This is a genomic window from Frankia sp. CcWB3, assembly GCF_977927595.1.
This window is the reverse complement of sequence record NZ_CDWRCK010000097.1, coordinates 1-6,723: the sequence shown is the minus strand read 5'-3', so window position 1 is coordinate 6,723 and position 6,723 is coordinate 1. Positions and strand designations below refer to the sequence as shown.

Annotated in this window: 7 protein-coding genes and 1 pseudogene; 4 read left to right on the top strand and 4 right to left on the bottom strand. The window is 70.6% G+C overall.

Annotated features, from left to right (window positions below; translation table 11 throughout):
- Both ACY5KJ_RS09740 and ACY5KJ_RS09735 read right to left on the bottom strand, forming a co-directional pair.
- Positions 1-229: protealysin inhibitor emfourin (locus tag ACY5KJ_RS09740; RefSeq protein ID WP_462203220.1), on the bottom strand; the 229-nt coding region annotated here is incomplete at its 3' end.
- 53 nt (positions 230-282) lie between these two features.
- Positions 283-615, bottom strand: coding sequence for a YnfA family protein (locus tag ACY5KJ_RS09735; protein WP_462188661.1), 333 nt, complete (start codon positions 613-615; stop codon positions 283-285).
- 212 nt (positions 616-827) lie between these two features.
- On the opposite strand from ACY5KJ_RS09735, the gene ACY5KJ_RS09730 reads away from it, so the two are divergent.
- Positions 828-2,144 carry a thiamine pyrophosphate-dependent enzyme gene (locus ACY5KJ_RS09730; RefSeq protein ID WP_462203219.1) on the top strand — a complete coding sequence of 439 codons (1,317 nt, stop codon included), beginning with the start codon at positions 828-830 and terminating at the stop codon, positions 2,142-2,144.
- A gap of 101 nt (positions 2,145-2,245) precedes the next feature.
- Positions 2,246-4,021, top strand: coding sequence for an aldehyde dehydrogenase family protein (locus ACY5KJ_RS09725; RefSeq protein WP_462188657.1), 1,776 nt, complete (start codon positions 2,246-2,248; stop codon positions 4,019-4,021).
- 118 nt (positions 4,022-4,139) lie between these two features.
- On the opposite strand, the pseudogene ACY5KJ_RS09720 reads toward ACY5KJ_RS09725, so the two are convergent.
- Positions 4,140-4,628: pseudogene (locus ACY5KJ_RS09720) on the bottom strand (acetoacetate decarboxylase family protein); the annotation flags it as partial.
- Between the two features lie 215 nt (positions 4,629-4,843).
- Here ACY5KJ_RS09720 and ACY5KJ_RS09715 point away from each other — a divergent pair.
- Positions 4,844-5,338, top strand: a complete 495-nt coding sequence (locus tag ACY5KJ_RS09715) for an LppP/LprE family lipoprotein (protein WP_462188655.1) — start codon at positions 4,844-4,846, stop codon at positions 5,336-5,338.
- 163 nt (positions 5,339-5,501) lie between these two features.
- Here the strand turns inward: ACY5KJ_RS09715 and mce are convergent, their stop codons facing one another.
- Positions 5,502-5,927 (bottom strand): methylmalonyl-CoA epimerase, encoded by a 426-nt coding sequence (gene mce / locus ACY5KJ_RS09710; RefSeq protein WP_462188654.1) that lies wholly within the window; start codon positions 5,925-5,927, stop codon positions 5,502-5,504.
- A 387-nt stretch (positions 5,928-6,314) separates the two neighbouring features.
- On the opposite strand from mce, the gene ACY5KJ_RS09705 reads away from it, so the two are divergent.
- A partial coding sequence (locus ACY5KJ_RS09705) for a MerR family transcriptional regulator (RefSeq protein WP_462203218.1) occupies positions 6,315-6,723 on the top strand: 409 nt, incomplete at its 3' end.

Genomic DNA, 6,723 nt, shown 5'->3' with positions numbered 1-6,723 from the left:
GGGGCGCGGTGGAACCCCGGGCCTCGGTGGAATCTACCTGACCGGCATCCGCGGCGTCCGTTGTGGCCGCGAGATCGCCGTGATGCACCGCCTCGCGGGCCAGGCGGCGCAGGTTCTCGGCTTCCTGCTTACTGAGATCGGCCGTGTCCAGACCGCGGCGCACGCTGCGCCCGAGAAGTCCACCGGAACGCTCCAGCACGACCCATACACGTTCCGCGGTGCGCGCCATGAGCCATATTGTGCGCCGTCAGCCGTCAGCCGTCAGCCGTCAGCCGTCAGCCGTCACACGCGCCGGGCGTACATGATGACGGCGACGCCGAGCAGGCAGATCGCGGCTCCGGCGAGGTCGTAGCGGCCGGGTCGGAAGGCGTCGACGGTCACGCCCCAGAGCAGGGAACCGGCGACGAAGACCCCGCCGTAGGCGGCGAGGACCCGGCCGAAGTGCGCGTCCGGCTGGAGGGTCGCGACGAAGCCGTAGGCGGCCAGGAACCCGATCCCGAGCCCCACCCAGACCGGCCCGCGGTGCTCGCGCACGCCCTGCCACACGAGCCAGGCACCACCGATCTCCGTGACCGCGGCCACCATGAACAGCAGCAGAGACCGGACGACGCCCACGTGCTTCACGATAGTCAGTATCCTCCCGGCATTGTCATCTTCCCGGCATCGTCCTGCGGCCTCGGAATCCTGTGGCCGGAATCTCGTCGTTACCTCGCCCGTGTTTTCACCCCGTCCGCACCGCGTAGTGTCGCACGGGTACACCGCTCTTTTTCGATGGTTTCCGATGGTAGGACGTCCTGTGATCTTCGGGTGGGGGAGGGGTACTCGGTATGAATGTCGTACGGGATCCGGAACTGATTACCGGCGGGCCGATGCAGCGGCTCGAACCGGATTCGGTGGGCGGTCCCGTTCCGCATCATTTTCCCGGTGCGTTCGGGGAGAACACCTCGCCCGCGGCGGGTGAACTCGACGATGGCGGCATCCGACTGCTCGCCCCCGATGGTTCGTTGGTCACCGATTCTCGGTTCTCGGTGCTCGCCGACCACGAGCTGCGCATGGAGTTCTACACCTCCATGCTCCTGGCCCGCCGGCTGGACGAGGAGGCCACGGCCCTGCAACGTCAGGGTGAGCTGGTCCTGTGGATTCCGCTGCGGGGGCAGGAGGCCGCGCAGGTCGGATCCGCCGCGGCCTCGCGTCCCCGGGATTACCTGTTCCCCAGTTACCGGGAACACGCGGTCGCCTGGCACCGCGGTGTCCCGGCGGTCGAGGTGATTCGGCTGCTGCGGGGAGTGAGTCACGATGGCTGGGATACGCACCGTCACAATATGGCTAATTACACGATTGTTCTGGCGGCCCAGACGCTGCACGCCGTCGGTTTCGGGATGGGGGTGCTCCTTGACGGCGCCGCCGGCACTGGCACTGGCGGCACTGGCACTGGCGGCACCGGCACCGGCGGCACCGGCGGCACCGGCACCGGCGGCACCGGCACCGGCGGCACCGGCACTGGCGACACCGATACCGGCGACACCGATACCGACCTGGCGGTGATGGTGTATCTCGGTGACGGTGCGATGAGCCAGGGTGATGCCAACGAGGCATTCGTGTGGGCGGCGAGTTTCGGTGCGCCCGTCGTCTTCTTCTGCCAGAATAATCAGTGGGCGATTTCCACGCCGAGCCGGCGGCAGTCCCCGGTGCGGTTGGCCCGCCGGGCCGACGGGTTCGGCTTCCCCGGCCTGCGCGTCGACGGTAACGACGTGCTCGCGGTGCATGCGGTGACCACCTGGGCGCTCGACCATGCGCGCAGCGGTCGCGGCCCGGTGCTCATCGAGGCCAACACCTACCGGATGGCCCCGCATACCACCTCCGACGACGCGACCCGCTACCAGCCGCCGGAGGAGATCATCGCTTGGCAGGCCCGGGATCCCATCGAGCGCCTCCGTCGGCTGCTCGCCGCCGATGTTGAGGCCGGCTGGTTTGACGAGGTCCGCCGGCGGGCCGACGCCGCCGCGGCCGATCTGCGCCGGGACACCCTCGCCCTCGACCCGCCGGACCCCTCCTCGATGCTCGACCATGTCGCCGCGGAGGAGACGGCCGATCAGCGCCGGCAACGGGAGTGGTTCGCCGCGTACCGCGACTCGTTCCTCTGAGGATGATCTGAGGATGACGGGACTCGTTTCTCTGCGGGTGGCGGTCATATCCTCGCCGGGTAAGGGAAGGACGTTCCGTCACCAGCGGCGAGGAGCTCCCCATGCGGCCGACCGTGACGACCCCGGACGAGGAGACGACCTCGGAAAACCCGACGACCTCGGAAAGCTCGACGAACCCGACAAACCCGGAGACCGTGGCGAATCGGGAGACTGGGGTGACTGGCGCGGTCGGCCCGGAGGCCGGCCCGGAGGCCGGCATCGGGACGCTCCTGTCGACGGATCCGGCCACCGGCGCGGTGGTCGCGAGCTTCCCGGTGATGGAGCCGACCCAGGTGCGGGCGGCCGTGGCGGCCGCCCGGTCGGCGGCGGGCTGGTGGGCGGGGCTTACGGCGGCACGGCGGCGCGACTATCTGCTGCGCTGGGCGGCGCACCTCGTCCGCCACGAGACTGAGCTGATCGACCTCCTGCACGCCGAGAACGGCAAGACCGCCGCCGATGCCCGCATCGAGCTGCTGCTGACGCTGGAACACATCCGCTGGGCGGCCCGCAACGCCGCCCGCGTGCTGCGGACCCGTCGGGTGTCGCCCGGCCCGTTCCTGGCGAACCACACCGGACGGATCGAGTACCGCCCGTTCGGGGTCGTCGGGGTGATCGGGCCGTGGAACTACCCGCTGTTCACCCCGAGCGGTTCGATCGTGTATGCCCTGGCAGCCGGTAACACGGTGGTCTTCAAGCCCAGCGAGTACACCCCGGCGGTGGGCGCGTACCTGGTCGCGGCGTTCGCCGCGGCGAATCCGGACGCGCCGGCCGGGGTCCTGACCATGGTCACCGGCTTCGGTCCGACCGGTGCCGCCCTGTGTACCGCCGGGGTCGACAAGATCGCCTTTACCGGCTCGCCCGCGACCGGCCGCCTGGTCATGGCGGCCTGCGCGTCGTCCCTCGTCCCGGTGGTGATCGAATGCGGCGGCAAGGACCCGCTGATCGTCGCCGACGACGCTGACGTGGCCGCCGCCGCCCGGGCAGCGGTCTGGGGAGCGATGTCCAATGGCGGGCAGACCTGTGCCGGGGTCGAGCGGATCTACGTGACCGAGGCGGTCGCCGCGCCCTTCCTCGCCGCACTGCGCCGCGAGCTCGACGGGGTTCGTCCCGGCGCCGACTGGGACGCATCCTACGGTCCGATGACGATGCCCGGCCAGGCGGCGATCGTGCGCCGCCACGTGGCCGACGCGCTGGCCCGCGGCGCGACCGCCCTGATCGGCGGGACGGAGTCGGTGGGGGACACCTTCATCGAACCGGTCGTGCTGGTCGACGTGCCGGAGGGCAGCCCCGCCGTGCAGGAGGAGACGTTCGGGCCGGTCGCCACCGTCCGGACCGTCGCCGACGTCGACGAGGCCGTCACGCTGGCCAACGGCACCCCGTACGCGCTCGGTGCGACGGTCTTCTCCCGGTCCCGGGGAGACGAGATCGCCACCCGGCTCGACGCCGGGATGGTGTCCGTCAACGCGGTGCTGGCGTTTGCCGGGATGCCCGCCCTGCCCTTCGGGGGCAGCGGCGAGAGCGGGTTCGGCCGGGTGCACGGCGCGGAGGGGCTGCGCGAGTTCGTCCGCCCCCGCTCGGTCGCCACCCTGCGGATGCACGTGCCGGGAGCGACCCTGACCACCTTCCGCCGGGTGCCGGGTGCGCTCGCCGTCACAGCGGTGGCGGCGCGGCTCCGGCACGGCGGCGGCTGGGCCGGGCGGGTCAGGCCGGTCGGCGGGGCGGCTGGGCCTCTCGACAGGCCCCTCGGCGGGCACGCCGGGCCGGACGAGGGATTCCGTCCCGGCCGGCTCCGGCTCCGGCTCCGAAAATCATCCGGAAGTCGTCCAGACGGACGGTGAGCCGAGGCCGGAGCCCGGTGAGGAAACCCAGCGGGCCCTCCGCCGCCGGGTCCCATCGTGACCGGTGCAGGGCGAGCCGCCCGGCCAGCCGCACCGGGCTCACCCGGGGCTGGCCGTCGAGATCCTGCACCACGCGGAAGCGGACCGGCCACCTGCCCGGCAGCCGCTGTCCCCGGCTTACCGCCGCGGCGACGATTGTCCTGGTGGCGTCTGTCCTGGTGGCGTCCCGGGCGTGCAGGTGGGTGCCGCCGGCGTCCCGGGCCGTTTCCGGTCGTGTGGACGTGCCCGGTCGTTCGGTGAAGACGGCCAGTTCCTTGGGAATCCCCCACAGGGCGCGACCGCCGACCTGGGACGCCGGGCTGTCCACCCAGATATGCGGGACCGTCACGTGCAGGTGCCGCCTGTGCCATACCAGCAAGGCGGCCATGACCGCACGGTAGGCGAGGACGCCACGCGGATCGTAGCGAACCCAGGCGGTGGCCACCGGGACCCGGCCGAGAACGGTCACCGCCCGGGGAGGGGCGCCGGCCAGCGTCGCGCGGGGCACGAACCAGACGGAGATGACCATCGTACCGCGCAGCTCCCAGGGTTCCGGCGGATACGCCACCCACCAACAGTAGTGCCCCCCGACAGTGGTCCCCGACAGTGCCCCCCGACGGCACGGCTTCCCGCCCGTTCCGGTGTGGAGCCTGCCGGATCCGCCGGCCGGGGGGCGGACCGGTCCGAATCCGGCGACATACCGGCCATACCCCCTAGCTGGTCGGCGCCCACCGAAGAGGGCATCTAGGTTGGGTCGGGTCAGCACGGAACCTGGGAGGTCTCATGGCGCTACGTCGCGGGCTTGCCGTTCCAGTGATGATCGGTACGCTTATCCTGATGGGCGGGATCGCCGGGACAGCCTCCGCTGTCTCGTCCACATCCGGCACCCCGGCGCTGAGCATTGCCAACGCCGCGGCGTTGGTTCGATCGGCGGGGTACACGCCGATCGTCCTCGGTGGTTATGACCGGAGCAACGATCTCAGCGTGATCGTCGGACTGCTGTCGACATCCGGGGACGGGCATCCGCAGCGGGCGTTCTTCTTCCACCGTGGCCGGTTCGTCGGCTACGACTTGCCGCAGCCGAGCGCCACGATCCGCTGGATCTGGTCCACCGACCGGGTCGTCGCCCTGCAGTACGACCTCTACCGGCCAAGCGATCCGATGTGCTGCCCGACGGCGGGTGGTGCGGCCGTGCGTTACCAGTGGAACGGTTCATCGGTGGTCCCGCTCGATCCGGTCCCGACCGCGAACGTGTCCGCCGCGAGAAGCCGCCGCTGATCCGCGACCGCTGATCCCCGGTCCATGATCCGTCCTGGGCCGGGGCAGCCGCCGGGGAGTCGCCGGGTGCGCCGCCGGGGATTCGTCGCCCCGCGCCTTCGCTGCCCCGCCCGAACAGGGGCCGGACAGGGGATGGCGGCAACGCGGGGCCGTCCGGCCCGGCTCAGTGCCCCTCGGCGGCCTCGACGAGTTCGGTGAGCACGCCTCCGAGGCCCTTGGGATGGATGAACGCGATCCGGCTGCCGGCGGTGCCGTGCACCGGAGTCTTGTTGACCAGATCGAATCCGGTCGTGGTCAGGGCCGCGAGGGCGCTGTCGATGTCGGCGACGCCGTAGGCGATGTGGTGGATGCCCGGCCCCCGCTTGGCCAGGAACTTCCCGATTGGGCTGTCCTCGCGCAGCGGTTCTAGCAGTTGGACGTAGGAGTTCCCGGTCTTGCCGCTGTGGACCAGCAGCATCGCCTCGCGCACCCCCTGGCGCTCGTTCTCCTCCTGGTGCACGACCTCCAGACCGAATGCCTCCTCATAGCGGGGGATGGCCTCGGTGAGGGAAGCCACCGCGATCCCGACGTGGTCGATCCTGGTCAGCACAGCCGTCTCCTCGTTCTGCCGGCCCGCGATCGGGGCCTGTCCGCCGATGTCCCACCGCCCCTGGCGCGAAGCGACGGGGTCCGCACTGAGCCTGCCGGTTCACGATCCCGGCGTCGACCGATCGGCCCCCGTGACGTGGGGTGACGTGGGCGACCCGGGCCGGGCCCCACCCTGCCCGCGGCCTCGCCAGGGGTCCACGTCGCCGGGGTGACTGTTGTCGTGGATGTTACCGTGGGCGGATATTGTTCTTCCGGTGTGTTTGCGGGATGGCGGTGTGGTGTTCGGGGCCTCGTTGCAGACTCCGTTCAAGTCCCCGGAAGACAGGCCGTAGAGTCAAGTGCCAACTATTTTAGCCCGAGTCTTCGAGGCACGAACGTAAGGGTTACGGTGTCCACGACGCGTCGTGATCGTTCCGCGTTCCGCGCGGCCCGCGGAAACACCCGTCAGATAGGTGGGGTTGCCGAGCGGGTCGGGCTTTCGCTGCGCGCGGTCCGGTACTACGAGGAAGCCGGACTGCTTACTCCCGCTGGACGTACGCCGGGTGGCTTCCGCCTGTACGACGACGAGGCCGTCGATCGACTGCTCGTCATCAAGAAGATGAAGTCGCTGGGGTTCACCTTGGAGGAGATGCGGTCGCTGTTGTCGGTGCGCGACGAGCTGTCGGATTCGACGATCTCCGAGAGTCGGCGGACCGAACTGCGTGAGCGGCTGCATACCTGGGTCGTGCTGGCTGAGGAGAAGCTGGCCACCCTGCGGCAGCAGGCGGGAGTCGCGGAGGACTTCGTCATCGGGGCTC